At 74.6% G+C, this 26,950-nt stretch carries 26 protein-coding genes; 10 read left to right on the top strand and 16 right to left on the bottom strand.

Annotation, left to right across the window (positions count from 1 at the left end; translation table 11 throughout):
• Positions 1-110 precede the first annotated feature (110 nt).
• Positions 111-293, top strand: coding sequence for an antitoxin (locus ACZ7C5_RS19235; RefSeq protein ID WP_188301905.1), 183 nt, complete (start codon positions 111-113; stop codon positions 291-293).
• Between the two features lie 101 nt (positions 294-394).
• On the opposite strand, the gene ACZ7C5_RS19240 is transcribed toward ACZ7C5_RS19235, so the two are convergent.
• The gene (locus tag ACZ7C5_RS19240; RefSeq protein WP_470323051.1) at positions 395-604 is read right to left on the bottom strand and encodes a hypothetical protein; all 210 of its coding nucleotides are present in this window, start codon (positions 602-604) and stop codon (positions 395-397) included.
• Between the two features lie 73 nt (positions 605-677).
• Between ACZ7C5_RS19240 and ACZ7C5_RS19245 the strand changes: the two genes are divergently transcribed.
• Positions 678-1,268, top strand: a complete 591-nt coding sequence (locus ACZ7C5_RS19245) for a TetR/AcrR family transcriptional regulator (protein ID WP_470323052.1) — start codon at positions 678-680, stop codon at positions 1,266-1,268.
• Positions 1,265-2,668, top strand: a complete 1,404-nt coding sequence (locus ACZ7C5_RS19250; protein ID WP_470323053.1) for an MFS transporter — start codon at positions 1,265-1,267, stop codon at positions 2,666-2,668. Before ACZ7C5_RS19245 ends, ACZ7C5_RS19250 begins: the two co-directional genes overlap by 4 nt.
• Positions 2,669-2,759: 91 nt before the next feature.
• Here the strand turns inward: ACZ7C5_RS19250 and ACZ7C5_RS19255 are convergent, their stop codons facing one another.
• Positions 2,760-3,287 (bottom strand): DinB family protein, encoded by a 528-nt coding sequence (locus ACZ7C5_RS19255; RefSeq protein ID WP_401086420.1) that lies wholly within the window; start codon positions 3,285-3,287, stop codon positions 2,760-2,762.
• A gap of 212 nt (positions 3,288-3,499) precedes the next feature.
• On the opposite strand from ACZ7C5_RS19255, the gene ACZ7C5_RS19260 reads away from it, so the two are divergent.
• From ACZ7C5_RS19260 to ACZ7C5_RS19280, 5 genes are all read left to right on the top strand, one after another.
• Complete coding sequence (locus ACZ7C5_RS19260; protein ID WP_470323054.1) at positions 3,500-4,102, top strand: PadR family transcriptional regulator; 603 nt, start codon at positions 3,500-3,502, stop codon at positions 4,100-4,102.
• A gap of 181 nt (positions 4,103-4,283) precedes the next feature.
• On the top strand, positions 4,284-5,162 hold the full coding sequence (locus ACZ7C5_RS19265; protein WP_401086426.1) for a class I SAM-dependent methyltransferase: 879 nt from the start codon (positions 4,284-4,286) through the stop codon (positions 5,160-5,162).
• A 437-nt stretch (positions 5,163-5,599) separates the two neighbouring features.
• Positions 5,600-6,487, top strand: coding sequence for an isocitrate lyase/PEP mutase family protein (locus ACZ7C5_RS19270; protein ID WP_401086429.1), 888 nt, complete (start codon positions 5,600-5,602; stop codon positions 6,485-6,487).
• Complete coding sequence (locus ACZ7C5_RS19275; protein WP_401086432.1) at positions 6,484-6,801, top strand: hypothetical protein; 318 nt, start codon at positions 6,484-6,486, stop codon at positions 6,799-6,801. Before ACZ7C5_RS19270 ends, ACZ7C5_RS19275 begins: the two co-directional genes overlap by 4 nt.
• Positions 6,802-6,935: 134 nt before the next feature.
• On the top strand, positions 6,936-7,922 hold the full coding sequence (locus tag ACZ7C5_RS19280) for a bile acid:sodium symporter family protein (RefSeq protein ID WP_401086767.1): 987 nt from the start codon (positions 6,936-6,938) through the stop codon (positions 7,920-7,922).
• A 441-nt stretch (positions 7,923-8,363) separates the two neighbouring features.
• Here ACZ7C5_RS19280 and ACZ7C5_RS19285 read toward each other — a convergent pair whose 3' ends face one another.
• From ACZ7C5_RS19285 to ACZ7C5_RS19325, 9 genes are all read right to left on the bottom strand, one after another.
• Positions 8,364-9,527, bottom strand: coding sequence for a serine hydrolase domain-containing protein (locus ACZ7C5_RS19285; RefSeq protein ID WP_470323055.1), 1,164 nt, complete (start codon positions 9,525-9,527; stop codon positions 8,364-8,366).
• A 96-nt stretch (positions 9,528-9,623) separates the two neighbouring features.
• The gene (locus ACZ7C5_RS19290; protein ID WP_470323056.1) at positions 9,624-10,796 is read right to left on the bottom strand and encodes a serine hydrolase domain-containing protein; all 1,173 of its coding nucleotides are present in this window, start codon (positions 10,794-10,796) and stop codon (positions 9,624-9,626) included.
• Between the two features lie 447 nt (positions 10,797-11,243).
• Entirely contained in the window at positions 11,244-13,034 is a 1,791-nt protein-coding gene (locus ACZ7C5_RS19295; RefSeq protein ID WP_470323118.1) for a sulfatase, read from the bottom strand.
• Between the two features lie 294 nt (positions 13,035-13,328).
• Positions 13,329-14,000: a ribonuclease FAU-1 family protein gene (locus ACZ7C5_RS19300; protein ID WP_401086441.1), complete on the bottom strand. Its 672-nt coding sequence runs from the start codon at positions 13,998-14,000 to the stop codon at positions 13,329-13,331.
• Complete coding sequence (locus tag ACZ7C5_RS19305; protein ID WP_470323057.1) at positions 13,997-14,839, bottom strand: hypothetical protein; 843 nt, start codon at positions 14,837-14,839, stop codon at positions 13,997-13,999. Before ACZ7C5_RS19305 ends, ACZ7C5_RS19300 begins: the two co-directional genes overlap by 4 nt.
• Complete coding sequence (locus tag ACZ7C5_RS19310; protein ID WP_401086446.1) at positions 14,836-16,629, bottom strand: GMC family oxidoreductase; 1,794 nt, start codon at positions 16,627-16,629, stop codon at positions 14,836-14,838. The genes ACZ7C5_RS19305 and ACZ7C5_RS19310 overlap by 4 nt, the downstream gene beginning before the upstream one ends.
• Positions 16,626-17,117, bottom strand: a complete 492-nt coding sequence (locus ACZ7C5_RS19315) for a hypothetical protein (RefSeq protein ID WP_401086449.1) — start codon at positions 17,115-17,117, stop codon at positions 16,626-16,628. The genes ACZ7C5_RS19310 and ACZ7C5_RS19315 overlap by 4 nt, the downstream gene beginning before the upstream one ends.
• A gap of 351 nt (positions 17,118-17,468) precedes the next feature.
• Positions 17,469-18,515, bottom strand: coding sequence for a TIGR03617 family F420-dependent LLM class oxidoreductase (locus ACZ7C5_RS19320; protein WP_470323058.1), 1,047 nt, complete (start codon positions 18,513-18,515; stop codon positions 17,469-17,471).
• A gap of 139 nt (positions 18,516-18,654) precedes the next feature.
• Entirely contained in the window at positions 18,655-19,251 is a 597-nt protein-coding gene (locus tag ACZ7C5_RS19325) for a TetR/AcrR family transcriptional regulator (RefSeq protein ID WP_401086455.1), read from the bottom strand.
• Positions 19,252-19,360: 109 nt separating this feature from the next.
• On the opposite strand from ACZ7C5_RS19325, the gene ACZ7C5_RS19330 reads away from it, so the two are divergent.
• Positions 19,361-20,938: a carboxylesterase/lipase family protein gene (locus ACZ7C5_RS19330; RefSeq protein WP_470323059.1), complete on the top strand. Its 1,578-nt coding sequence runs from the start codon at positions 19,361-19,363 to the stop codon at positions 20,936-20,938.
• 149 nt (positions 20,939-21,087) lie between these two features.
• Here the strand turns inward: ACZ7C5_RS19330 and ACZ7C5_RS19335 are convergent, their stop codons facing one another.
• Positions 21,088-21,768 carry a type 1 glutamine amidotransferase domain-containing protein gene (locus ACZ7C5_RS19335; RefSeq protein ID WP_401086460.1) on the bottom strand — a complete coding sequence of 227 codons (681 nt, stop codon included), beginning with the start codon at positions 21,766-21,768 and terminating at the stop codon, positions 21,088-21,090.
• 239 nt (positions 21,769-22,007) lie between these two features.
• Between ACZ7C5_RS19335 and ACZ7C5_RS19340 the strand changes: the two genes are divergently transcribed.
• On the top strand, positions 22,008-22,919 hold the full coding sequence (locus ACZ7C5_RS19340) for a LysR family transcriptional regulator (protein WP_470323060.1): 912 nt from the start codon (positions 22,008-22,010) through the stop codon (positions 22,917-22,919).
• 21 nt (positions 22,920-22,940) lie between these two features.
• Here ACZ7C5_RS19340 and ACZ7C5_RS19345 read toward each other — a convergent pair whose 3' ends face one another.
• The 4 genes from ACZ7C5_RS19345 to ACZ7C5_RS19360 form a co-directional block, all read right to left on the bottom strand.
• The gene (locus ACZ7C5_RS19345) at positions 22,941-23,777 is read right to left on the bottom strand and encodes an ABC transporter permease (protein WP_470323061.1); all 837 of its coding nucleotides are present in this window, start codon (positions 23,775-23,777) and stop codon (positions 22,941-22,943) included.
• Entirely contained in the window at positions 23,774-24,799 is a 1,026-nt protein-coding gene (locus ACZ7C5_RS19350; protein WP_470323062.1) for an ABC transporter ATP-binding protein, read from the bottom strand. Before ACZ7C5_RS19350 ends, ACZ7C5_RS19345 begins: the two co-directional genes overlap by 4 nt.
• Positions 24,800-24,935: 136 nt before the next feature.
• Complete coding sequence (locus ACZ7C5_RS19355; protein WP_401086471.1) at positions 24,936-26,363, bottom strand: RtcB family protein; 1,428 nt, start codon at positions 26,361-26,363, stop codon at positions 24,936-24,938.
• 54 nt (positions 26,364-26,417) lie between these two features.
• Positions 26,418-26,873 carry an archease gene (locus ACZ7C5_RS19360; protein WP_188298526.1) on the bottom strand — a complete coding sequence of 152 codons (456 nt, stop codon included), beginning with the start codon at positions 26,871-26,873 and terminating at the stop codon, positions 26,418-26,420.
• Positions 26,874-26,950 lie beyond the last annotated feature (77 nt).

Raw genomic sequence — 26,950 nt, forward strand, 5'->3', positions numbered from 1 at the left:
ATGATCGGAATCGTGTTGCCAAGCCTTTACGCACACCTTGCGGGATGCGGACTCCCGCTCGCGCGGCGATATTGGAGGAGTGGGGGCGTCTCATCCAGGAGTGTGACCAGATGTCCATGATGGATAAGCTCAAGAACCTGCTGAAGGGCCACGAGGACCAGGCCGACAAGGCCGTCGACAAGGCGGGCGACGCCGTCGACCAACGCACTCAGGGCAAGTACAGCGGTCAGGTGGACTCCGCCCAGGAGCAGCTGAAGAACCAGTTCCGCGACCAGCCGCCGTCGCAGCAGTAACGGGCCCGACCGGCGCCGCTACCGGAGCGCCCGGCCGCTCCTCCGTCCGGGCGCTCCACCCCGGCCCTCCGTCCCGGCCCGGCCGCCCGGCCGGGCCGGGGTCAGGCTTCGTGGCTCCCGGGGTCCGGCTCCCCGGGGCGGCTCCCGACGCCGTTCCCGGCGGTGTTCCCGCCGTCGGCGCCGTCGCGACCGGAGTTCCCGTCGCCCGTCCCGCAGTTCTCGCAGGAGCCCGGGCCCGGCCGCTCGCGCAGCCGTCCGCACTCCGGGCACACCCGGTCCAGCCAGCAGGCCGGCTCGCCGCCTTCGCCCATGCCGTCGATTCTGCCGGGGCATCCTCACGAGCGCGAGTAGACACTGTCTACGGCAGCTGGTAGACAGTGTCTCATGACCGAACAGGAGCAGGACCTGCGGGCCCGACTGGTGGCCGCCGGCGTGGAGCTGGTGGCCGAGGGCGGCGTCCAGGCGCTCGGCCTGCGCGAGATCGCCCGCCGCGCCGGGGTCTCGCACGGCGCGCCCCGCCGCTACTTCCCCACCCACCGCGAGCTGCTCGCCGCCATCGCCCAGCAGGGCTTCGGCAGGCTCACCGACACCCTCGCGGGCGCCGACGCGCTCGCCGCCGGCACCGGCGGCGACGCGCGCACCCGCCTCGACGGGCTCGCCCGCGCGTACCTCGGCTTCGCCGCCGCCAACGCCGGCATGTTCGAGCTGATGTTCCGTCACGACCTGCTGGAGGGCAGCGGCGCCGAGCTGCGCCGGACCACCCTGCCGCTGTTCCTGACCTTCGTCGGGCTGGTCGCCGAGGCGCACCCGCGGTCGGACGATCCGACCACCGCCACCGCGGCCCTCTGGTCCAACCTGCACGGCCTCGCCCAGTTGCGCACCTGGGGCAGCCTGCGGCTGATCACCGGCAGCGAGTCCGTCGAGCCGCTGCTGAGCGCCGTACTGGACGCGCATCTCGGCCCGGCCGCCCGGTGAGGCCGCGGCACCGCCGGGGGCTCGTCCTCACCGCGAGCATCACCGGCGCCGCCCTGGTCGCCGTCGACGGCACCGCGCTGACCGTCGCCCGGCCCGCCCTCCAGCACGACCTGCACGCCTCCGTCACGGCCGTCCAGTGGGCCGGCACCGGCTACCTGGTCGCCGTCGCCGCCCTGCTGGTCTTCGCCGGCCGGCTGGGCGACCGCTACGGACACCGGCGGGTGTTCATTCTCGGGGTGACGGGCTTCGCCGCCTGCTCGCTCGGGATCGCCCTCGCGCCCGGCATCGGCTGGGTCATCGCGCTGCGCGTGGTCCAGGGCATGACGGGCGCGCTGCTGCAACCCGCCACCCTGGGCATGCTGCGGGCCACCTGGCCCGCCGACCGGCTGTCCGGGCCGATCGCGGTCCGCACCGCCGCCATCGGGCTCGCGGCGGCGGCCGGGCCGCTGGTCGGCGGGGCGCTGACCGCGCACTTCGGCTGGCGGTCGGTCTTCGTGCTGGGCCTGCTGCCCGCCGCGGCCGCCCTGCTCGCCGGCCTCGCGGTACCCGCCGGGGCCGGCACCTCCGAGGCCCGCCCCGCGAGGCGCGCGCCCGGCGCCGGGCTCGACCTGCCCGGCGCCGCCCTGCTCGGGCTCACCCTGGCCTGTCTGGTGCAGAGCCTGGTGGCGATGCCGGACGCCGGCCGGCCGGCGGGCCCGGTGCTCGGCCTCGCCGCGGCGGGCGCCCTCGCCCTGCTCCTGGCACGGCACGAGCGCCGCACCGCCCACCCGCTGCTGCCTCCAGAACTGCTCCGCTCGACGGCGGTCGCACCGCCGCTCGGTGTGCTGCTGGCGGCCTCGGCGGCGCTCCAGGGCACGCTCTTCCCCGCCACCTACTTCCTCCAGGACGTGCTCGGGCTCGACCCCTTGCAGAGCGCCGTGCGGGCGGCGCCGCTCGCGTTGACGATGATCCTCGCGGCCTCCTGCTCCGCCTGGTCGACGAGGCGTCACGGCGAGCGGGCGGTGGTCCTGTCGGGAATGACGCTGGTCACCGCGGGGGCACTGCTGACCGCGTGCCTCGGGCCCGGTTCGGGGACGGTCGCGATCGGTGGCTGCTTCGCGCTGCTCGGCGCCGGCTTCGGCGCCGTGATGGCCACCGCCACCGCTGTCGTGGTCCGTGGCGTGTCCGCCGCCCGGGCCGGGGTCGCGGGCGGGTTGCAGCAGACCGTGCTGAACATCGGACCGGCACTGGGCATCGCCCTGGCCACCACCGTCGCCGGCCACACCGCCCCGGGCGCGGCGCTCGCACCGGCCGCCCTCGCGATGGCGGTGCCGGCCGCCCTGGGGACGCTGCTCGCCGTACGGCTGCCCGGCCGGGCGGCAGTTCCGGCGGCCCGGCCGGAGCCCGTCGCGCATCCGTGACCCGGCGCCCCGCCCGTCACGCGGCCGGGCCGGCGACCGTCACGCGACCGGGCCGGTGCGCGTCACCCGGCCGCGCCCGGCGCCCGTGCCGTCACACGCCGGTGACGCCGTCGATGCACTCCCTGAGCAGGTCGGCGTGGCCGTTGTGGCGGGCGTACTCCTCGATCAGGTGCACCAGGATCCAGCGCAGCGAGACGCTGTCCGCGCCGAGCACCGCCGCGGCCTGCGGGGAGAGCGGGCCGGCCGCCTCCAGCGGCTCCTCCGCGATCAGCTCCCGCCCCCGGTCGACCTCCGCGTTCCAGTCCGCCAGCGCCTCGGCCATTCCGCGCGCCGGGTCCAGTCCGTAGCCGTCCGCGTTGTCCTGGCCGTACACCGGCGGAACCTCCCGGCCGGCGAACACCCGCTGGTGCCAGTTGCGTTCGACCTCGGCGAGGTGCTGGACCAGACCCAGCAGGGTCATCGTCGACGGCGGGACGGCCGCCAGCCGCACCTGCCGGTCGTCGAGCCCGGCGACCTTGCCCGCCAGCGTCGCCCGCTGGAAGTCCAACCAGGTTTCCAGCATGGCGCGTTCGGCGGCGTGCGGGGGCGGGATCGGCCGCCCGTCCGGAGTGATGGCCATGGCCTTCACTCTGGCACACCTCCCACCGCCTCCGACCGGGCCGCACCTCAGAGATCCCGGCGGCCCGAGCAGCCCCGCCGAGGCTGCGAGTTCACGGCCCTCCCGCCGGCCGGCCCGCCCGGCACCGGAGAGAGATGCATCGTTTCGATGCACATCGACAAGAGGTAGCATGAGCGCCCCGCAGTGCGCACTCCGACCGAAGGGCTCCAGCCGTGTTGACGCTCGCGATCCTCGGCTTCCTGTACGACCGGCCGATGCACGGCTACGAACTCAAGTCCCGGATCACCGCGCTGACCGGCCACGTCCGACCGGTGAGCGACGGCGCGCTCTACCCCGCCATCGCCCGGCTGGAGAAGGCCGGGATGCTGCACCGCCACACCGAACCGGGCAGCGGCGCCGCACCGCGGCAGACGTTGGAGCCCACGCCGGCGGGACGGGCCGAACTGCTGCGCCGGCTGGCCGACCCCGAGCAGTCGGAGATCACCGACCAGATCCGCTTCTTCACCGTCACCGCCTTCCTGCACCACCTCGCCGACCCGTCCCGGCAGGCCGCCGTCCTGCGCCGCCGGCTGGCCTTCCTCGACGCACCGAGCAGCTTCTTCCACGACGGAGCCGGCCTGCCGGTGACCGCCGAACGCGAGCCGAACCCCTTCCGGCGCGGAATGCTGCTCGTCGCCAGGGCCTCCACGGCGGCCGAGCGGACCTGGCTGACCGGCACCGTCGCGGAGCTGGAGCGGCCGGGCGGGACGGAGCCCGCGGAATCCCCCGCACACGGAGGGAACCCGGGGCTTCGGAACGCCAGGCGGACCAGGTGAACCGGTAGCGAAAACGAAGGGACGCACCCCTGCCGAACAGCGGAGCGAAGAAGCGGATTCGGGCCGTTCCACATCTGGTTCCACCGGGCCCCCGCATCGCTATGATGATCGGCCTCACGTCCTCGGCGTCCCTCCGCGGCGTGATCCGCCACCGCGCTCCGCCATCCCCCTGGAGGCCGCCGTGCCCACTGCCGAGACCGCGGCCGAGGCCGCCGTCCACCCCGCGCCCCTGAAGCGGGACGACATTCCCGGCTGGTTCTTCAGCCTCGACCGGGCCGCCTTCGTCCACCTGCTGTCCGCCCAGAGCGAGGCCGGCCTCACCGGCGACATCCTGGAACTCGGCAGCTACCTGGGCCGCAGCGCCGTCCTGCTCGGCGACCACCTCCGGCCCGGCGAGCGGCTGACGGTCTGCGACCTGTTCGACTCCGACGCGGGCGACGCGGACAACGCCGCCGAGATGGCCATGTCCTACCGCAAGACCCTGACCCGCAGCGCCTTCGAGGCCAACTACCTCGCCTTCCACGGCGCGCTGCCCGAGATAGTGCAGGCGCCGACCTCCGCGCTGGCCGACGGCCGCATCCCCGCGGGCAGCTGCCGTTTCGTCCACGTGGACGCCTCGCACCTCTACGAACACGTCGCCGGGGACATCGCCGTGGCCCGCGCCGCGCTCGCCGGGAACGGCCTGGTCGCCCTGGACGACTACCGCTCCGAGCACACCCCCGGGGTCTCGGCCGCGGTCTGGGAGGCGGTCTTCACCGGCGGGCTGCGGCCGGTCCTGCTCACCCCGATGAAGTTCTACGGCACCTGGGGCGACGCCGCGGCCGCCCGGGCGGTCCTGCTGGAGCGCGACTGGCAGGCCGAGGGCTACACCGTCGACGACGACAGCATCGCCGGCACCCGGGTGCTGCGCCTCAACTACCGGGTCAAGGCCCCGGTCCAGCGCTCCGCCTCGCGCCGGCTCGCCATGGAACTGCTGCCCCCGGTCGCGACCAAGGCCACCCGCAGAATGCTCCGGACCCTGCGCGAGCGCCGCGCCGTGCCCCCGGTCCCGAGCGCGTGACCCCCACCGGGGCCCACCCCTCACCGGTCGGGCCCCGGCATCACCCTCCTCCCGCACGCACCCACGACCACCGCGGCCGACACCCGGTGCCCCCGCCGCCGCGGCGGCGAGCAGCGCCCGGTCCGGCCCGTCGAAGGCCGCCTCGCCGCGTCGCCATCACCCCGCTTGCCGTCCCCGCCCGCCCCGGCCGGCCGTGCCGCGAACACCGCCGCCCCGCCTCGGGGCCCAGCCCTGCGGCGACGCCGGGCGAGCATCATTCCGTCCAGAACGGTGCCAATTTCTCGGCTAAAAATATTTTCTACATGTCTTCACTCACACGAGGGAACCTCACTTAAAGATTTGCCCACGGAACGTTAAAGGGCGCATAGTGATGACACCTCAGTTTGGTCTGGCGAACACCAAGTTCAGGCAAAGTCATCCCCAGTGAGGAGAAGACCTTGTTCCACGGAATCACGGCATCGAACACCCCCGGCCAGCGGCTGCGCGAGGAGATCGCGGGCCCCGGGACGACGCCGTTGATCGGCGTCTACGACATGTACTCGGCCTCCATCGCGGCCGAGCACTACAACGGCATGTTCGTCTCCGGCTTCGGCTTCGCGGCCTCGTACTACGGGCTGCCCGACATCGGCTTCATCGCCTGGCCCGACATGGTGGCCTTCGTCGAACGGCTGCGCGGCGCCTTCCCCCGGCACCACCTGCTGGTCGACATCGACGACGGCTACGTCGATCCCGAGGTGGCCTGCCACGTGGTGCGCAGGCTCGAACGGATCGGCGCGTCGGGCGTGATCCTGGAGGACCAGAAGCGGCCGCGCCGCTGCGGGCACGCGGACGGCAAGATGGTGCTGCCGCTGGAGGAGTACCTGGAGAAGCTGGAGCTCGTCCTCGCCAACCGGACGGACCTGGTGGTGGTCGCCCGCACCGACGCCACCGAGGAGGACGACATCCTGCGCCGGGCCCGGGCGCTCGCCGCCACCGACGCCGACGTGGTGCTGGTGGACGGCGTGCGCAGCGAGGAGTGGATCCGGCGGATCCGCAAGGTGGTCGGCGACAAGCCGCTGCTGTTCAACCAGATCGCGGGCGGCAAGTCGCCCCGGCTGTCGCTCTCGGAGCTGTCGGGGCTGGGGGTGGACGTGGCCATCTACAGCACGCCGTGCCTGTTCGCGGCGCACCGGGCGATGGACGACGCGCTGGCCGGGCTGAAGAGCGCCGACGGCCGGCTGCCCGCCCCGGCCGGGGAGCGCGAGCAGGTCGGCGTGCGGGAGTCCACCGAGCTGCTGGAGCGCAACATCTCGCGCTCCCGCGGGCTGATGGCGGTGACGGCGTGAGCGCCGGGCTGCGCGGGCCCGCCCCGCCCTCGCCGGCCGCCGCTCTGCGGGCCACGGTCCTGGGGCTGGCCGGGGCGTGCGCCCTGCTCGCGGGGGCCGCGACCCCCGCTGCGGCGGGCGGTGGGCTGATCACGGTCGTGGACAACTCGAACGCCGACTCGTGGCTGGAGATCGACCGGACGGCCAACCTCCAGAACGGCAGCGGCTCGGCGGGCAGCGACCACGACGGCGCGGGCTCGCTGGTGGGCGGACTACTGGGGCCGGGATCCTCGTCCGGACCCTCGCTCCGCCCGGTGGCGGGGGGCGGCCCGTGACGGACCGGCCGGCGTGCCCGGAGCAGCCACCAGGGCTCCGGGCGCGCGGTGAACGGGCGCAGCCGGAGCGCGGCTCCAGGTCCCGCTCCGGCCCCCGCTCCCCCAGGCTGCTGCCGCGCTGGCTGGACCCGTACATGGCGGCACTGGCCGGGACGGTCGGGCTGGCCGCGCTGTTCCCGGCCTCGGGCGCCTCGGCACGGGTCGCCGAGGTGGCCTGCGATCTCGCGGTGGCGCTGCTGTTCTTCCTCTACGGCGCCCGGCTCTCCACCCGCGAGACGCTGGCCGGGCTGCGGCACCTGCGGCTGCACGGGCTGGTGCTGGCCGCCACCTTCGGCCTCTTCCCGCTGCTCGGGCTGGCCACCGCGCTGCTCACGCCCGTCCCGCTCACCGGGCCGTTGCAGACCGGGGTGCTGTTCCTCTGTCTGGTGCCTTCGACGGTGCAGTCCTCGGTGGCCCTCACCGGCGCCGCCGGGGGCAACGTCCCGGCGGCGATCTGCGCGGGCACGTACTCCAGCCTGGCGGGGCTGGTGCTGACGCCCCTGCTGGCGGCGTCGCTGCTGGGCTCACACACCGCCTTGTCCGCCGACGGACTGCTGCGGATCGGGCTCCAACTGCTCGCGCCCTTCCTGCTGGGGCAGTTGCTGCGGCCGTGGATCGGCGGCCTGCTGTCCCGGCACAAGCGGGTGCTCACTCCGGTGGATCGCGGCTCGATCCTGCTGGTCGTCTACACGGCGTTCAGCGCGGCGGTGTCCCAGGGCATCTGGCACCTGGCCACACCCCTCGCCCTGCTCGGACTGCTCGCGGTGCTGCTCGCCCTGCTCGCCGTCGCCCTGGCGGCCACCGGGCTCGGCGCGCGGCTGCTGGGGCTCGACGGGCCGTCCACCGTCGCGGCGGTGCTCTGCGGTTCGCAGAAGAGCCTGGCCAGCGGGCTACCGATGGCCACCGTCCTGTTCGGCACGGGCGCGGGGCTGATGGTGCTGCCGCTGATGCTCTACCACCAGCTCCAGTTGGTGGTCGGCACGGTCCTGGCCGGTCGCTGGTCGCGGGCACCGGAGACCGCCCCGGCCGGCCGGATACCGGCCGCGCTCACGGGACCGGACGCTCCGCCGGCGCCCGGGTGATCCCCCGGCGCAGCCTGGCCGAGGCACCGGGCTGCCGGCCGAGTCGGTGAGCACGTCCGGCCGACAGCTCGGGCCTCCGGGTCGGCTCCAGCACCACCGCGAACGGGTGGTGGCCCTCCGCCAGGCGGTCGCCCACCCGCCCACCCGCCCGTCCAACGCTTCGCGTGTGAGGGCGGGGTGGGCGGCGACCATCCGCAGGAGGCAGTTGTCGTTCCACGTGCTGCTGCGCCGAGCGTCCGGCGAGGCGAGCCGGTCGGTGATCGCGGCGGCATCGCGAGCGATCGTGTGCCGGGCGCACGGACAGCCGCCCGGCAGAGGCCCGGCCTGGTGGTGCGCTGCGACGAGTTCCCACCGCCGGCCAGGCCGCACTCCCTCTCGCCGCCGCTCTCATCCTGACCCGGATCCGTACCGAGGAGACAGGCCCCACGATGCGGGTCAGGGTCAGCGGCAGAGGGCCGTGTCGACCGCGTCGGTCAGGCGCTTGGCCGTGGGCGCGTCCGGGATGGTGGTGACGGTGATGTTGACGGCGCGGCCGTCCTCGGTGACGCCTCCCCGGGTCCGGTGGCCCGGAGAGGTGCCGCCGTGGCCCCAGACGAGGCCGCCGCAGGTCAGCGGCCTGCTCTGGATCCCCAGCCCGTAACGGACGCCGGGGCCCAGGAGCTCGGCCGGGACGGTGGTCCGCATCTGGGCGAGCTGGGCGGCGGGCAGCAGACGGCCCGTCAGGAGCGCGCTGTAGAAGGTGTTGAGGTCGGTGTTGGTGGAGACGACCGCCCCCGCGGACCAGGCCATCGACGAGTCCATCGCGGTGTAGTCGATCAGCGGCACGCCCGGGCCGGTGGTCAGGTAGCCGTGCGGGTGGGGCTCGCGGAGGGCGGTCTCCCCGGTGGCCGGGACGTAGGTGTGGCGCAGGCCGATCCGGTCGATGACGCGCTTGGTGACCTCCTCGCCGAAGGGGCGCCCGGTGACCTTCTGGATCAGCAGGCCGGCCACCAGGTAGTTGGTGTTGCTGTACAACCAGTCGGTCCCGGCGGGGAACAGTGCCTTCTGCGCCAGTGCCCCGTCGAGGAGTTCGCGCGGCTCGAAGTAGCGGTACTGGATGGTGGTGAAGTCGGTCAGCGCGGGGGCGTCCATGTAGTCGGGCAGGCCGCTGGTGTGCTGGAGCAGCTGGCGGACCGTGATGTTCCGGCCGTCGATGCCGTCGCCGCGCAGGAGACCAGGCAGGTAGGTGTCGATGTCCGTGTCGAGCCCGACCTTGCCCTCGGCGACCAGTTGAAGGACGACGACGGCGGTGAACGCCTTGGTGTTGCTGCCGGCCCGGATCTGCCCGTCGACGGGCACCTTGGCCCCGGTGGCCAGGTCCCCGACACCGGCGGTGTAGGTACGGCTGCGGCCGTCGCGCCCCTTGACGGTGGCGAGGGCGGCGGGCATCCCGTCCTCCTTCACCAGCGCGTCGAGGCGCTGCTGCACGACGTCCGGGCGCGGTGCGGCGGAGGCCGCGGTCGGGGCGAAGGCGGTCAGCGCGAGCCCGGCGGCAGCCGTGGCCGTGGTGGCGTACCGCACCATGCGGATGCGGCGCGCCGTGCGCTGCGGGGTGTGTTCGTTCATCGGGACTCCACTGCTGGGAAGGACGAGGGGCGGGTGCGAGGCGGGGCGGCCGGGTGGCCTGGACCGAAGGCCGACGCAGGCCACCCGGGGGGACGGTCAGCGGCAGAGCGCCTCGTCCACCGCCTGGTCCGCGTGCTTGCCGCCGTCGCCGCCGCCGTCGCCCGCGATCGTGGTCACGGCGATGTTCACGGAGCGGCCGTCCTCGGTGGTGCCGCCGAAGGTCTCGTAGCCCGGGATCGCCCCGCCGTGCCCCCAGGAGAGCCCGCCGCAGGAGAGCGGGCGGCTCATCAGGCCGAGGCCGTAGCGGACCCCGGGGGCGATCGCGTCGGCGGGGACGGTGGTACGCATCTGGGCGAGCTGGGCTGCGGGCAGCAGGCGGCCGCCGAGCAGTGCGCTGTAGAACCGGGTGAGATCGGTGTTGGTCGAGACCATCGCACCGGCCGCCCAGCCCCAGGACGGGTCCAGCTCCGTGTAGTCGCGCAGCGACCCGTCCGCGGCAGGCTGGTAGCCCTTGGGGTGGGCCTCGTGGATCGTCATGTCCCCGGGGACGGGGAAGTAGGTGTGGCGCAGGCCGATCCGGTCGATGACGCGCTTGGTGATCTCCTCGCCGAGCGGGCGGCCGGTGACCTTCTGGATGATCATTCCCGCCAGCAGGTAGTTGGTGTTGTTGTACTCCCACTGGGTGCCGGGCGCGAAGTGGGCCTTCTGGGCCAGCGCGGCGTCGAGGAGTTCACGGGGTTCGAGGTACTGCTTGGGGTTGCTGAGCACGCCGTCGCGGTTCACGTACTCGGGCAGGCCGCTGGTGTGCTGGAGCAGCTGACGGACCGTGATGTTCCGGCCGTCGAAGCCGTCGCCGCGCACCAGGCCGGGCAGGTAGGTGTCCACGCTCGCGTCCAGGTCCACCTTGCCCTCGGCGACCAGTTGAAGGACGACGACGGAGGTGAACGCCTTGGTGTTGCTGCCTATCCGCACCTGCCCGTCCACCGGGACCTTGGCCTTGCTGGCCACGTCGCCGACACCGGCGGTGTAGGTGCGGGTGCGGCCGTCGCGGCCCTTGACGGTGGCGAGGGCGGCGGGTACCCCGTCCTTCTGGACCAGGGCGTCGAGGCGCTGCTGCACGACGTCCGGCCGCGGTGCGGCGGAGGCCGCGGCCGGTGCCAGGATGCCGGCCACCACGGCGGCGGCCACGGCGGTCACGGTCGCCGCCGTCCCGCGCCGGCGACCGCCGAGACGGTTCGGACGGTGGTGCTGCGATGCGGTGTCGTTCACGGGAATACCCCCTGGTTAGGGCGCCGGACCTCTTCTCGGCGCCCTCCAAGAAGACCATCCGACGGACCGTCAATCCGTCCGCGCACAGGACGAGACCGCACCCGGGAACCTGCTCCGGGCCGGGGCCGGGCACAGGACCGTACTCCCGGGGGCCTATGGCTCTCCACCCGCGCCCGCTGGGCACCGGTCGACGACACCCGTCAACCATCGAGCGGGTGATCCGCAGGAAACGGCCGAGGCCTCTTGGCGCAGCGCGTCGGGGTCCGAGGCCCGGCCCGCGTGCGGGCGTTCTCGCCGAGGCCCGGCCCTGACCGGCCGGGCCTCCCGCCTGCCCCGGCGCACGGCCGCAGTCCCGCCACAGTCCTGTCCCGGGCGGCGATCAGGCCCCGCCGCTCCACTCCGGCCGCGCCCCGGGGCAGGGTCGTCCCTTCACCCCGCCGGATTCCTTCACCCTGCCGGATCCGTCGCGCCGTCCGGCCCGTTCAGGGCGTCGAGTTCGCCGGACAGGGCGTCCAGCCGCTGCCTGGGCAGTGCGCCGAGCGCGAAGGAGGCGAACTGCACCGGGGTGAGGCCTGCGATGACGGTGGCGGCCGGGCTGTCGATCAGGGGGCCGAGGTAGCGGCGCAGGACTTCCGAGGCTCGGGGGTCGGCCAGGAGCGCGGTCAGCGGGGTGTTGACGCCGAGCGGCCGGTCCGGGTACTCCTCGGCACGGGCGGGTGGTTGGAGGGCGGCGAGGGCTTGGGGGTGCTGGCGGCGGGCGAGCAGGTGCTCGCCGGTCACCGGGCCCTCGTGCGGCAGGCCGAGACGCTGGTACTGCTCCTCGGGAGCGTCGGCCGATCGCAGCTGGTCGACGAGCAGTCGGGCCATGCGCAGTTCGAGGTCGTCGTCGGTCAGGGGGTTCTGCTGGCCGGGGTCGGTGTGCAGGTCGAACAGCAGGGTGCCGAAGGCGTACGGACCGGCGAACGTGAAACCCGGCACCTTGAGCAACGGGACACCCTTGGTGAAGGTGAACGGCGGGACGAGCTCGGCGGTGCGCAGTTCCTCGGGGCGGAAGCGGCCGCGCATGTGGGTGGGCATCAGGGTGTGTTCGAACAGGGGGCGGTTGTCCGGTGTGGTGCAGGAGCGCATGTAGACGTGGCGTCCGTCGGTGACGCTGACGTGGCCGCCGAAGGCGCCGAACAGTGCGGCGTCGCGGACGGGGGTGTCGTGGGCGACGGTGTCGCGCAGGGGCCGGCCCTGCATGTCGGGGGTGCGGTCGACGCCGAAGTACTCCAGCAGGGTCGGGCCGAGGTCGATCGTCTGGACGAGGGCGTCGCGGCGTTCGCCCCGGACGCCGGCGCGCGGGTCCCAGACGAACAGCGGGGTGTGGATCGTCTCGTCGTACCAGGGCTGGACGTTCTTGCCCCACCAGCCGCGCTCGCCCAGCAGCAGCCCGTGGTCGGTGCACACGATCAGCATCGTGTCCTCCCACAGCCCGTGCTCGTCCATCGCGTCCAGCACCCGCCCCAGCGAGGCGTCGCACATCGACAGCAGCGCCGCGTACTCCAGACGCCCGTGCTCGACCTGCTCCGGCGACTCCAGCACCTTGCGGTAGTCGGGCCAGTCGAAATGCGGACCGTCGTACGCGTGCGGATACAACTCCTTGTGCCGCGCGTGACTGTAGAACGGCTCATGCGGATCGAACGTCTCGATCTGCAGGAACCACCCGTCCTCGCCACGGTTGGCGTCGATGAACTCCAGCCCCGCGTCGAACGTCCGCGTCTGCGGATGATCCGCCTCGTCCGCCAGGTGCGCCCGGTTCACCCAGTCCTGCCGGAACGACTCCGCACGCAACAGCTTGAGACTCTCCGGGATCTCCGGATCCGCGACCCGCCCCTTCCACGCGTCGCCCTCCTGCCCGCGGAAGAACTCGAAGGTCCGGAACCGGCCGTGGTACGTGGCACCCCCGTCCTCCCAGTAATGCTGATGGTCGGTCGCCAGATGCGTGTACACCCCCGCCTCCCCCAGCATCTGCGGCACCGAGTCGTCGAACGGCTCCAACGGCCCCCACCCGCGGTGCAGGAAGTTGTACCGCCCCGTGTGCAGCTCCCGCCGCGCCGGCATGCACGGCATGCTCCCCGCATAACAGTTCCCGAACGTCGCACTGCGCTCCGCCAACCGCGAGAAATTCGGCGCATGAACCCAGTCCGCACCATAAGGCGGCAGGAAACGCCGGTTCAGACTGTCGAACATGACCATGATGGCTTTCACGGGGGGTCCTCTCGGCGGTTCGGCCGGCCGACGGCCGGTGGCAGCCGACGGTGCGCCCGGGTCTGCGGACAGTCGTCCGGGGGCGCGACCGCCGACGCCGCACACCATTCCCGAAGTGGCAGTACTGCCACATGGCAGTTGTGCAAAGTCCGGATGACCAGCCACCGAAGACTCGGCACCGCCTTGAGGAGGCCCGGTCGGACGTGACCTCGGCACCGGCCCGGTCGAGGACCTGCGCCCGTCCGCTCTCAGCGCCCGGCCACACTCATTGCCCAGCCGCCCTCAGTGCGCCGCCTCCGCGGTCGGGGTGCTGAGGGCGGTGGCCGGAAGGGTCGGCAGCGGACCTTCGGGCGGCGGCGTCCAGGCATCCGGGTCGGGGGCGAACGGACCGGTGCGCTCCCGGAGCTGGGCGAGGGCGAGCTCGCGGGCCCGGTCCATCTGCCGGTGGGTGGCCTCGTCGACGACGCCCAGACGCCGGGCCTGGGCGTACTCGTCCTCGTCCTTCCAGCTGTAAGCCGACAGGTCCGGGGCGATCACGAGGTCCAGGAAGAGGTCGAAGGTGTCGATGCCGATGGCCGTCCGCCGGTACGGCCGCTCGAAGTTGACGTACCAGCGCAGCGGACGCCCCTCGGGCGTCAGGAAGCGGTGCACGCTGAACGGCGCGCCGGCGGTGAAGCGGCTGAGCACCACGGTGTCGCGCCAGGTCCAGTGGTCGAGTTCCCACCGGCCGGAGGCGAGGTCCTGGATGCAGTCCAGCCGGGCGGCGTCGCCTCCCCCGCGTGCGGCGGCGGTCCAACTGGCCGGAGCCAGCGTCTCCGTCCCCGGCCGGGCGGTGAGGGTCAGCATGGCTCCGTCGTCCGCGAGCACGGTGTACGGCATGGCCGACCAGACCCGGCCGTGCACGACGTCCCGCCGGACGGCGGTGCCGCCCGGCGGGAACACCCGGACCGTCACCGGACGTAGTAGGCCCGGTTGTGGGCGGCGACCGGCGGCGACTGGTACGTCCAGACTCCGGCGGCCGGGGCGTCGGCGACCAGGTGGGCGAGGTCGCGCGCGGACTCCTCGGCGGGGTTGCCGAGGTCGAGCCGGACGCGTTCGGCGGCGCGGTCGTCCAGGGCGTAGTACCGGTACGGCTGGTACACGTTGAGCGGCCCGGCCAGCAGCTTGCCCTCGTCGTCGGTGCCGTAGCCGGTGATCGGGGTGTTGTTGACGGACTCGGGGGTGAGGCCGAGCAGGTTGACGTCCAGGACGAGGAGTTCCTCGTCGTGGCGGCGCAGCCCGTCCGCCCCGAGGGTGGCCCGGCGGCAGGACACGGACCAGCGTTCACGCACGGCGGGCGCGTTGAGGGAGGGCAGCGTGGTCTCGAACCAGCCCGGGTGCTTGGGCTCGGCGTACAGCCGGCGCCCGGCGTCGATGGCGAGCGGGTTGTCGCAGAGCACGTGCAGCCGAGCGATGCCGAGCAGCTTGGTCTGGTCGTAACCCCGGGCGAACTGGCCGTAGTCGACCACCGGCATCCGGTCCTCGGCGAAGAGCGGGTGGGCGATCAGGTTGATCTCCAGCTCCTGGGTGATGCCGCCGCCGTTCGGATACTGGGCGAAGTAGAGCTGGTAGTTGAGCGAGACGCAGGCTCCGCCGTCGAAGGCGGCGACACTCAGCCCGGGGTGGCGCTTGGCGAGCAGTTCGCGCGCCCGCGCGGGGTCGACCAGGTAGTCGACGCCGATGTTGTGCAACGCCCCGTAGTGGAAGGGCAGGTGGTACGGCTCCGGGACGGGCGGCAGCGGCAGGCCGGTCATGAGGACTCCGAGGGCGAGGAAGAGGACGAGAGGGCGACGGGGGCGCGGGAAGCCGCCGGGCTGTGCAGCGCCAGCAGGTCCCGGTGCATCCGCTCGGCGCTGCGCAGCGCGAGGGCCGCCATGGTGAGCGAGGGGTTGGAGGTGCCGAGGGAGGGCATCGAGCCGCAGCCGACCGCGTACAGGTTGGGGTGGTCCCAGCAGCGCTGCCAGTGGTCGACCACCGAGGTGGCCGGCGAGGCGCCCATGACGTGGGTGCCACCGGCGTGGCCGGCACCCCGGTAGCCGTGGACGGTGCCCCGGTGTTCGAGGCGCCCCGGCCACCCGGCCGCCGGGTAGGCGGTGTGGTCCTCGGCGCCCAGCAGCGCGAACAACTGGGCGGAGACGGCCCGGGCCGAGGCCATGCCCTCGCGGACGTACTCCGAGAGGTCGTAGCGGACGGCCGGGCCCGGCAGGCCGAGCGGGTCGCGCCGGTCCCGGTCGAGGGTGACCCGGTTGGCCGGGTCGGCGGGCTGTTCCAGCTCGAACTGGAGCGAGAACTGACGCCCCAGCCGGTCGCCGAGCCGCTCGCGCAGTTCCTTGCCGCGCAGGCCCGCGGCGAGCAGTGCCGCCGTCTCGGCCTCCGGCGCGCCGCCCGCCCAGGACCAGCCCCAGTTGCCGATCTCGATCCGGAACGGCGCCCGGCGGTCCCGGCCCGCCCCGAAGCGGAAGGCCTCCAGGCCGCTGGTGGACCCGGGTCCGCGGTAGGGGCCGACCGGGCCGGGCATCAGTCCCCAGGTGAGCAGGGCCGGGTGGTCCATCAGGTTGCGGCCGACCTGGTCGCTGCGGTTGGCCAGGCCGGAGAGGAGCAGCAGCCGGGCGTTCTCCATCGCATGGGCGGCGAGCACCACGAGGTCCGCCTCCACCCGGTGGGCGGTGCCGCCCGCGAGGTACTCGACCTCCCGGGCCCGCCCGGTCTCCGGATCGGCCAGCACCCGGCTGACGACGGCGTCCGTCCGCAGTTCGACCCCGGGTGCCCAGCGGGCCTGGGTGCGCAGCGGGGTGTACTTGGCGCCGCTCGGGCAGGCCGGGACGCAGCTCGAACTGCCCGCGCAGAGCGGCCCGTCGGCGGAGCCGGGACGGGTCGGCACGCCGTTGCGGGCGTGCGGGGTGGCGGTGACGGCGAGCCGGGCGGGGCCCGGCACGGCGGGGTCGCGGACGGTCCGGCCGTCGAGGGTGCGGGCCACTTCCCGGTCGAGGAAGCTGGCCGGGAGGGCCCGCATGGGGAAGTCGTAGCCGTCCGGGATGGGCAGTCCGACGGCGCTGCGCTGCTCCTCGGCGTCGGCGGCGACCCCGAGTTCGCGTTCGGCCTCGCGGTAGTGGGGTTCCAGGTCGTGGTAGCCGATCGGCCAGTTGCGGCCGTGGCCGAGGTCGCCGGTGCGGAAGTCCTCGGGGTGCATGCGCGGGGCGAGCCCGGTCCAGAGCAGTCCGGTGCCGCCGTTGGCGCGCAGGTAGCCGCTGGCGTAGGGCAGCGGCCCGTACTGGCGCAGGTGGCCGGTGGCGGTGAAGCCGCCCCCGGGGTGGCCGGTGAGGTCGGTGACGTCGGGTGACGGCGCCTCGGGGCTGTGCGGGTAGGGCGAGGTGGGCGGTCCGCCGCCGGCCGCGCGGTGGGTGGCGGCGGCCTCGGCGCCGGTGGGGGCGGCCCGGCCGGCCTCCAGGACGAGGACCCGCCAGCCCTGGGCACCGAGGCGGTGGGCGACCAGCGTCCCGGCGAAGCCCGCGCCGACCACGATCGCGTCCCAGCGCGCGCTCACCGGCCCTCGCCCCGGCGCGGCGCGCCCGTCCCCCGGGGGGCCGGACTTCCCTGGGCCGTCCCGCTCCCCCGGCCCGCCTCTGCTCCGTCCTGCGGACCGGCCTGGCCCGGCACCTCCGCCCCTCGGGGCGGCGCGGCCCAGCTGCCGTGTCCGGGGGCGGCGGCGCCGGGCGGGCGGGCGTGGAAGGTCCGCCAGACGAGTCCCTGGTCGTGGGCACGGGCGGAGGAGGGCGCCTCCCCCGGCCAGGCGCCGACGTACCAGAGGTGGACCAGGGCGTGCTCGTCGCGCACCCGGTGGGCCAGCGTGGTGCGGTGGTGTTCGTCCGCCATGCCGGTGGAGCGCAGCTCGGGTACGTCGAAGCCGGTCAGTTCGGCGCAGACGCGCAGGAACTCGTCCAGGTCGGCCAGGGCGTCGACGTACGCGTTCGCGACGGGGTCCCAGCACTCCGCCAGGTCGTAGTCGGCCGGGCGGTTGTCGGACACGGACACGCGGGCACCCCCACGATCGGCAACGGGTGGCCGAGGCATGACAGGCCGTACGGCACGACGGTCCGTACGACGCGACAGGCCTCGCAACGCGGCAGGCGGGGACCGCCCGGTTCCGCGGACGGACCCCTCTGCCACCGTGATCCTGCCGCCCCGCCTCGCCGCCGAGGGCTCATTGCACGGATCTGCCCGTACTTCGCCATCCGTTGCCCGACCGGCGGCCTGCCGTGATCACCAGACGCCCGATTCCGGTCAGTCCAGTGCACGCATCGGTCCAGTGCACGCATCGGCCCAGTGCACGCATCGGCCCAGTGCACGCATCAGTACGGCGCGCGCATCGGCACGGCGCGCGCCTCAGCCCAGCGCGCGCACCGCCGCCAGGACGTCCAGGCCGAGCGCCGGGTCCGCGTCCTCGGGCAGACTGACGGACAGCCGGGTGACCAGGCCCACGTAGCGCCGGTGGATCTCCCGGGCGACCTCCTCCACCGGGCCGCAGACCGCGAAGGTGTCGAACACCTGGTCGTCGATCAGCGCGGCCATCTCCGCCCAGCGTCCGCGCACCGAGTGGGCGTGCAGCTCCTCCTGGAGCCCCTCCCAGCCGTGCTGCGCCAGCACCGGGCGGTAGGCCGGCGTGGAGGCGTAGAACGCGAGCCGCTCGCGGGTGGCCGCCCGGTTGGCCGCCAGTTCCTCCTCGGTCCGGCCGGTGGCGGTGAGCACGCTGCCGACGATCTCGAACGGACACGCCGTCCACGTGGCGCCCTCCGCCTCGGCCCGGGCGCGTTCCTCGGTCAGACCGGGCAGCACCTGCTCGGCCAGGTAGGCGGTGGAGGAGAACGGGTGGCTCAGGAAGCCGTCCGCCACCGCCCCCGCGGTCCGGGTCATCAGCGGCCCGACGCCCGCCAGCAGGATCCGCGGCACCCCGGCCGGCACCGGGTCCGGCGAGAAGACCGGCGTCATCACCGTGTGGGTGTAGAACTCGCCCCGGAAGCGCAGCCGTTCGCCGGTCTGCCAGCTGTGCCAGATCGCCCGCACCGCGTGCACGTACTCGCGCATCCGGGCCGCCGGACGGTCCCAGGGCATCCCGAAGCGCTTCTCGATGTGCGGCTTGACCTGCGATCCCAGCCCGATGACGGCCCGTCCGCCGGAGGCCGCGTGCAGCCCCCAGGCCTGGTAGGCCAGCGTCATCGGGGTCCGGGCGAAGGCCACCGCGATGCCGGTGGCCAGCTCGATCGACTCGGTCCGGTCGGCCGCGCGGGCGAGCTGGAGGAACGGGTCGTACGCGGTCTCGGCGACCACCAGCCGGTCCATGCCCCGGCGTTCGGCCTGCTCGGCGGCGTCCAGGATGCCCGCCGGGTGTCCGGAGGCGATGGCGTCGAGGCGGAGGGCGGCGGGTCGGTCCATGGCGGTGCTCCTGGTCGCGGGCGGCGGTGCTACCCGGGTAGCCTGCCACCCCTCGACGCTCGCCCCGCCCGCTCCAGTCCGTCCCCAGGCCCGCACCCCGGCCCGCGCTGTGACCGGCGCTCCGGCCCGTGCAACCGCCCTACGCCGCGAACAGCCGGTCCAGGTGCCGGTCGACGGCCGTGAGCACGGCGGCGGGCCCGACCACGTCCAGCTCCAGCAGCGCGGTGAACCCGGTGAGCGCGAGCAGGAGGTCCGTCTCCACCGCCGGGTCGCGGTCGGCCGCGAGGCACCCGTCGGCGATCGCCTGCCGGACCACCTGTTCGACCATCGCCCGCCCCTGGAGCAGTCCGCCGCGCGCCCGCGCGTGGACCTCCTCGTCGTGCAGCGCCTCCAGCACGTAGGCGGCACTCATCCGGCTGGTCGTCCGCGCGTCGGCGTGCAGGGGCAGCAGTTCGACCAGCATCGCCCGCAGCACCTCACGCGGGTGCGGTGCCTCGCCGAGCGCTTCCAGCGCCCGGCCGACCCGCAGCGCGCTCTGCTCCCCGGCGAAGTCCATCGCGAAGGCGAGCAGCTGCGCCCGGGAGCCGAAGTAGTGCTGGAGCTGTCCGAGCGAGATGCCGGCCGCCTGCGCGACCTCGCGCATCGTCAGGTGCGTGGCGCCGCGCTGCTCCACGACCCGCCAGAGCGCTCGGGCGATCCTCTCGCGGCGTTCCCTGTGGTCGACCTGCTTCGGCATGCGCGGCGGCTCCTCGGGTTCTCTCCACACGCTTCGGACTCTTTTCCATACGCTTGACATAATACAGCCGACCTATAACGTGGAAAGCCTTCCGAGGGAGGAGCCCCCCATGCCGGAGCAACCCGTCGTCCGCACCACCGAGGGACTCGTCCGCGGCCGCTGGGAGCCGCGGCACGGGCAGGAACGGTACGGGCAGGAACGGTACGGGCAGGCACAACACGGCCGGGAAGCACACGGCCGGGAGCCGCAGGAGAGTGAGGGGCTCGCGGTCTTCCGCGGCATCCGCTACGCCCGGCCGCCGGTCGGGGAACTCCGCTTCGCCGCCCCCGTCGAGCCCGAACCCTGGGAGGGCGTCCGCGAGGCCACCGCCTTCGGCCCCGTCGTCCCGCAGTCCGGGCCGATGCCCACCGGTCCCGCCGAGCCGTCCGAGGACACCGACTGGCTGACGCTCAACGTCTGCACGCCCGATCCGGGCGCGGCCGGGCTGCCGGTCCTGGTCTGGATCCACGGCGGCGGGTTCATGGCCGGCGCCTCCGGCGACCCGCTCTACGATCCGACCGCCCTGGCCTCCGCCGGGCTGGTCGTGGTGAGCATCAACTACCGCGTGGGCGCCGAGGGCTTCGTCCTGCTGGAGGGCGCGCCCGCCAACCGGGGCTTCCTGGACCAGATCGCCGCCCTGCGGTGGGTGCGGCGCAACATCGCCCGGTTCGGCGGCGACCCCGCGCAGGTGACCGTCGCCGGACAGTCCGCGGGCGCCGGGTCGGTCGCCGCCCTGCTGACCATGGACGCGGCCCGCGGCCTGTTCCGGCGGGCCGTCGCCCACACCGTCCCCGGCACCCACTGCACCCCCGCGCTGGCCGCCGAGGTCACCGCCGGGCTCGCGAGGCTGCTCGGCACGGCCCCCACCGCCACGGCGCTGGCCGAGGTGCACCCCTGGCGCCTGGCCGCGGCGGTCACCGAACTCGGCGCCGCGCTGCCGGAGCACCTGGCGCGCTGGGGCCGGCTGGCGCACAGCGGCATCGCCACCGTCCCGGTGGTCGACGGCGAGGTGCTGCCCGGGTCCCCGTGGTCGGCGCTCGGCGACGGCGTCGAGCTGCTGGCCGGTCACACCCGGGACGAGTTCCGCCTGTTCAGCGTCCTCAGCGGCCGGCACGGCGGCTTCACCGAGGAGGAGGCGCGCCTCGCCCTTGAGCTGTTCGCCCCGGCGCCGGACGGCCCGGACGCCTACCGGGCCGCCCTCCCGGGGGCGACCCCCTCCGAACTCCTCGAAGCGGTCTGCTCCGACGCCCTGTTCCGGGTGCCGTCCCTCCGGCTGGCCGAGGCCAACGCGGCGGCCGGCGGCACCTCGTACCTCTTCGAACTCGCCCTGCCCGCCGCCGCCCTCGACGGCGTCTTCGGCGCCTGCCACAGCCTGGACGTACCGCTCGCCTTCGGCTCCCTGGACAGCCCGACGGCGCGGCGGTTCCTCGGCGACCCGCCCGCGCCGGAGGTGGTCCGGGTCTCGGCGGAACTGCGGCAGGCCTGGGTCCGGTTCGCCACCACCGGCGACCCGGGGTGGCCCGCCTTCGATCCGGACGAGCAGCTCACCCGGGTCCTGGACGCCCGCTCCCGGACCGTCCGCTACCCGGAACAGACCGCCCGCCGGATCTGGGCGGGGCACCCGCTCACCGCCTACGACCTGCACTGACGGCAGCCCCCGGCCCGAACCGGGCGAACGGTTCGTACGGACGACACACCCGTACGCACCGCTCGCCCGCCCGTCCGGCGGAGCCCACCGCCCGGCGGAGCCCACCGCCCGGCGGGTCCACCACCCGCCGGGCCCCACCCGTCCGGCCGCTACGCCGCCGAGGCGTCCAGCAGCTTCAGCAGCTCGGTGGCCGCCAGGGCCGAGGAGGCCGGGTTCTGACCGGTCACCAGGTTGCGGTCGACCTCCACGTGCGGCGCCCAGGGCTCGCCCTCCACGAAGTCCACGCCGAGCCCGACCAGCCGGTCCTGGAGCAGCCAGGGCGCCCGGTCGGCCAGGCCGGCCTGGGTCTCCTCGGCATTGGTGAAGCCGGTCACCCGGTACCCGGTGAAGGGCGAGCCGCCGTCCTCGGTCCGTGCGGCGAGCAGCGCCGCCGGGCCGTGGCAGACCACCCCGAGCGGGCGCCCGGAGGCCAGCGCCCGGGTGAGCAGCCGGCCGGAGTCGGCGTCGACCGCCAGGTCCTCCATCGGGCCGTGGCCACCGGGGTAGTACACGACGTCGTAGTCGGCCGGGTCCACCTCGGCCAGCACCAGCGGCTGCCGGAACTCGGCGATCTTCTCCACCTCGTCGGCCATCGCCGGGTCGGTCAGGCTGGCCCGGTCCGCGACCGGGACGACGCCGCCGGGGGTGGCGGCGGTGACCCGGTGGCCGGCCTCGGTGAAGGCGCGGTACGGGACGACCGCCTCCTCCGCCCAGAAGCCGGTCGGGTGCGCGGTGCCGTCGTTCAGGGTCCAGGACCTCGAACCGGTCAGGACGAACAGGATGTCGGCCATGGGCGATGCCTCCAGGGGTGCCGCGGTCTGTGCCGCGACGGGCCCGCCGCGGCGCTCACGGCGTCGACGCTAGACGCGCCCGGCCCGCGGGGACCAATGGGCCACGCGATGCGGGCCATCGGGATTCCGATACCTCACCCGGACTGGTCGAACCGGGCGACGCACCGACCGTCGAACCGGCCGACGACCTCACCTTCCAGCCCGTCGTCGAGCCATCGGAATCCCGTAGGCTCACCGGCATGAGCGATCGGCCGGCCACCGGCTCGGGCCCCCTGGACCTCAACCAGCTGCGCACCTTCCTCGCCGTGCACCGCGCGGGCTCCTTCACTGCGGCCGCGCACCTGCTGGGCCTGTCCCAGTCCACGGTGACCGCGCAGATCCGGGCCCTGGAGCAGCGGCTCGGCCGGGAGCTGTTCGAACGGCGGGCGCGCGGAGTCAGCCCGCTGCCGTACGCCGACGACCTCGCCGCCCGGCTCGCCGGACCGCTGGACCGGCTCGCCGGGCTCGCCGACGGGCGCGGCGGGGGCGTGCCGGAGCCGGTGCACCTCGCCGGGCCGGCCGAGTTCCTCGGCACCGTGCTGCTGGCGGAGCTGGCCCCGCTGGTCGCCGAGGGGGTCCAGCTGCGGGTGAGCAGCGGGCTGACCGACCCGCTGCTGGCGGAACTGCGCGCCGGACAGCACGACCTGGTGGTCGCCACCCGGCGCCCGCGCGGCCGGACGCTGCTCGCCGAACCGCTGGCCGACGAGGAGTTCGTCCTGGTCGCGGCCCCGGTCTGGGCCGAGCGGCTGGCCGGCCGGGAACTGCCCGACGCGCTGGCCGAGGTCCCGCTGCTCAGCTACGCCGAGGACCTGCCGATCGCCCGCCGCTACTGGCGGCACGTCTTCGGCCGGCGGCTGCACACCCGGGCGGCGGTCACCGTGCCGGACCTGCGGGCGGTGCTCGCGGCGGTGACCGCGGGTGCGGGCTGGAGCGTGCTGCCCGGCTACCTGTGCCGGGCCGAACTCGCCTCCGGGGCGCTGCGGTTGCTGCACGAGCCGGCCGATCCGCCGATCAACACCGCCTACCTGGTCCGCCGCCCGGCCGGCCCGGCCAACCCGCACGTCGCCCTGGTCCGCGAGCGCCTGCTGGCCACCGCCCGTAGCTGGGACTGACCATCACGGCGCGCCCCCGCGTCAGACCGCCAGGTCCCGCCGCTCCAGCAGCCGGAAGGCCGCGGCCAGCCCGAGCAGCCCCACCCCGAGCAGCACCCCGAAGGACGCCCACGGCACCCCGCCGTGGCCGAGCACGTCGCCGGGCGCGTAGTAGTGGAACGGGCTGAGGTAACGCAGCGGCCTGGCCGGGGACCAGGCCAGCGCGACGAAGTTGAGCGCGAAGCCGACCGCGCCGAAGGCGACGGCCGCGCCGATCACATGGGCCCGCCGCCGGCTGAGCGCGGAGACCGCCAGCACCGGTCCGGTCAGGCAGAACGCGAGGGCGCAGCCGAGCAGTCCGGCGGTGAGCACCGCGGTCACCGGGACGGCTTCGCGCAGTTTCGCGGAGAACGCCACCCCGAGCGCGAGGGTGAGCGTGGCGGCGGCGTTGAGCAGCACCGTGGCGGCGACCAGGGCGCCGGCCCGTTCGGCGAGCAGCCTGCGGCGGGAGAGCGGACGGGTCATCAGCAGCTCGATGGTGCCGGACTCGACGTCGGCCGCGACGGCGGCGGCGCCGAGCGAGCCGATCACGGTGAGCTGGAGGGCGATCCAGAACGGGTGGGTGAGTCCCGCGCCGAGCAGGCCCGGGTAACTGGCGATGGAGACGTCGCCGTTGGAACCGCTGAAGGCCCGGAAGGCGCCGGGCGGGTTGCGGCGTTCGGCGCCGAACAGGTCGCCGGGCGGGACGGTCCCGGCGATCACCACGATCAGGGTCTCGAAGACGACCATGCCGAGCAGCAGGGAGAGCAGCATCCGGCGCCGCCGGTGCAGGGCGAGCCAGACCAGCGGGAGGCGGCGGTTGACGGTGCCCGGGTTCACGGCCGCTCCTCCTGGTCAGGGCGGCCGTCTTCGTCCGTGCCGTCCTTCCCCGGGCCGTCTTCGTCCGTACGGCCTTCGGCGCCGACCGAGCGGTAGAGGTCGAGGAAGGCCTCGTCCAGGCCCGCCTCCTCCACCGTCAGGTCGGTCACCGACTGCTCGGCGAGCAGCGTGCGCACCGCCCCGACCACCTCGTCCGGCGGCACCAGCAGTTCGACCCGCGGGCCGTCCCAGCGCGGTGCCCAGCGCTCGGCGGCGCCGAGCGGCCTGGCGCCCCGCCCGTCGGCGAGGAGCAGCCGGACCCTGCGGGCCCGGGCCTGGCGCAGTCCGGCCACCGAGCGGACGGTCACCAGCCGGCCTTGGCGGACGATGGCGACCCGGCCGCAGGTCCGCTGCACCTCGGGCAGCACGTGGCTGGAGAGCAGGACGGTCCGCCCGGCCGCGGTCTCCTCGGCGAGCAGTTCGTAGAAGGTCTCCTGGACCAGCGGGTCGAGCCCCTCGCTCGGCTCGTCCAGCACCACCACGGGGGGCCGGTGTTGGAACGCCTGGACGAGCCCGAGCTTCTGCTTCATGCCCCGCGAGTACTCCCCGACCGGGCGCGCCAGGTCGGCCCGGGAGAGCTTCAGCCGCCCGCACAGCTCGCCCTGGCGCGGCACCGGGGCTCCCTGGAGGGCGGCGAGCAGGTCGAGGGTCTGCTGCCCGGTGAGTTCGGGGTAGAGCCGCAGTTCGCCCGGCAGGTAGCCGATCGAGGGGGCGGGCCGGCCGTGGTCGGCCACCGGGTCGAGGCCGAGCACCCGCACCTGCCCGTCGCTGGGGCCCAGCAGACCGACCAGGCAGCGCAGCGTGGTGGTCTTCCCGGCACCGTTGGGGCCGAGCAGGCCGAAGACCTCGCCGGCCTCGACCGAGACGTCCAGCTCTTCGATGCCGACCGTGCTGCCGTAGCGCTTGGTGAGCGAGCGCAGTTCGATCACCGGGCCGTCGCCGGGGCCCCGGCGGTCCACGGCTGCGTCGGCGTTCCCCGGCATGACCACCTCCTGTGACGGCTGGCGCTCCCGTGCGGGCCGCGCCCCCCTGCGAGCGATGCGTCCGCGACGCGTCCGATGCGCATCCAAGCGTGCCCGGGCGGGCGAGTCGAGGGACGCGCCCGGGCCGCCCCTAGGCTCACCCCTTGCAGACGCCCAACGGCACCAGCCGGGCGACCTGCCGGGCGAGCCCGGCGGCCTCGGTGACGGCGGCCACCGCGTCGACGTCCTTGTACGCCTCGGGCGTCTCCTCCGCCAGTGCCCGCCAGGAGGCCGGGCGCACCGCGATGCCCCTGGCCTCCAGATCGCGCTTCAGTTCCTCCCCTCGCACGGTGCGCAGCGCCTGGTGGCGGCTCAGCAGCCGCCCGGCGCCGTGGCAGGCGGAGCGGAAGGCCTCGTTGCCGGGCAGGCCGACCATGACGTACGAGGCGGTGCCCATCGTGCCCGGCACCAGCACCGGCTGCCCGGCCGCCGTCAGGTCGGCGGGCAGGTCGGGGTCGCCGGGCGGCAGTGCCCGGGTGGCGCCCTTGCGGTGCACGCACAGCGTCCGGGGCACTCCGTCCACCTCGTGGGTCTCCAGCTTGGCGAGGTTGTGCGAGACGTCGTAGACCAGCTCCAGTCCGACGCCGAGCGCGGTGGCGAAGGCGCGGCGGGCCGCTTCGGAGAGCAGTTGCCGGTTGGCCCGGCCGTAGTTGGCGGCGGCGGTCATGGCGCCCAGGTAGGCGCGGCCGCGCGGGGAGTCGACCGGGGTGCAGGCGAGCTGGCGGTCGGGGAGCTCGATCCGGTGGTGGTGCAGTTCGCGGTCCATGGCGCGGACGTGGTCGGTGCAGATCTGGTGGCCGAGGCCGCGCGAGCCGCAGTGGATCATGACGCAGACCTGTCCCGGCCGCAGTCCGAAGGCGGCGGCGGTCGCCGGGTCGTGGATCCGGTCGACGGCCTGCACCTCCAGGAAGTGGTTGGCCGAGCCGAGGCTGCCGACCTGGTGCAGCCCGCGCTCGACGGCCCGGGTGCTCACCTCGCCGGGGGCCGCGCCCGGCAGCACGCCGCGGTCCTCGCAGCGCTCCAGGTCGCGGGGTACGCCGTGGCCGTGCTCGACGGCGTACCGGGCGCCGCCGAGCAGGAGGTCGTCCAGTTCCTCCGATCCGGACAGCTGCCACAGGCCGCCCCGGCCCAGCCCGCGCGGGACGGTGCGGTCCAACAGGTCCATCAGGCGCCCGATCCGCTCCGGGTCGAGTTCGTCCCGGCCGACGCCGGCCGCCAGCAGCCGCACCCCGCAGGAGATGTCGAAGCCCACTCCGCCGGGCGAGACCACCCCGCCCCGCTCGACGTCGGTGGCGGCGACCCCGCCGATCGGGAAGCCGTAGCCCCAGTGCACGTCGGGCATCGCGTAGGAGGCGCGGACGATCCCCGGCAGCGTCGCCACGTTCGCCACCTGCTCCAGCGCCTTGTCCCCGGCGGCCTGCGGCAGCAGCGCGCGGGACGCGAACACCACCCCTGGCACCCGCATCGGCGGGCGCGGCTCGATCCGCCACCGGTACCGGCCCGCCTCGGCCAGTGCGATCTCCACCTCGCTCACCCCGCTCCGCTCTCCCGCTCCCGTCCGCTCGTCCCGGCGGCCGGCTCAGACGTCCACCGTGGCCCGGCAGGTCCAGCCGTCCGGCCCGGCACTCAGGTCCAGGTCGTGCAGGGAGACGGCCTTGGGCACGGCACCGACCAGCGCGGCGGTGGAGGCGTCGGCCATCCGGAAGCGGGCGGTCACCCTGCGGGCGCCGTCCAGGCCCTCGATCGGGCCGATCGCCACCGCGACGGGCAGTTCGCCGTCGGCGTCCATCCGGTAGACGACCTCCTCCAGGACGCCCGCGAGCAGGTCCGGGTCGCTCACCGCGAGGACGGTGCAGGCGCGCTCGCCGACGATCCGTGCGCCGCCGAGGTCGGCGAAGCTGCCGACGACGGCGTGCACCAGTTCGCCGATGCAGCCCTCGGCCGTCGGCGCCCAGGCCTCGACCCGCAGGTCCGCCGTGTGCGGCACGCTCCGGTGGCCGCGCCCGGACCGGCCCGCGGGCTGGTGTCCTGCCACGAGCGACACCTCCCGCACCCGTTGCCGTCCTCCCTCCAGCGTCGTCCCGCGGGCCGCCCGGGGGCAAGTGCGGGGCG

This window comes from Kitasatospora sp. NPDC036993 (assembly GCF_055607525.1).